Consider the following 380-nt stretch of genomic DNA (forward strand, 5'->3'; position numbering starts at 1 on the left):
TCCGCCTTCCGTCCAGTCGCTTGCGGAAATGCGGACGAACAACGGAAGTTCATCGGGCCATTCCTGCCTGATCGCTGCAATAATATCCAGTAATATTTTTATACGGTTTTCAAACGGGCCTCCGTATTCATCTGTCCGGTGGTTGCTTAAAGGCGATAAAAATTCATGGATAAGATATCCATGTGCCGCATGAATTTCGATCACTTTAAAGCCTGCCTGTAAAGCGCGTTTTGCAGCTGCTCTGAAATCAGCGACCACCTTCTGGATGCCCTCTAAAGACAATGCCTCCGGAGCTGTTTCATTACCTGTAAAGGGAACAGCAGTTGGTGCAAAGGTGAGCCAGCCACCCTGCGCTTCATCAAGTTGGCTACCGCCGGTCC

The 380-nt window shown here is 49.7% G+C and carries 1 protein-coding gene; it reads right to left on the reverse strand.

What is annotated here, in order from left to right; translation table 11 throughout:
• Positions 1 to 380: oxidoreductase (locus JWG43_RS19385; RefSeq protein ID WP_443112638.1), on the reverse strand; the 380-nt coding region annotated here is incomplete at both ends.

Origin of the sequence: Desulfobulbus alkaliphilus (assembly GCF_016918545.1) — a bacterium.
Lineage (GTDB): Bacteria > Desulfobacterota > Desulfobulbia > Desulfobulbales > Desulfobulbaceae > Desulfobulbus > Desulfobulbus alkaliphilus.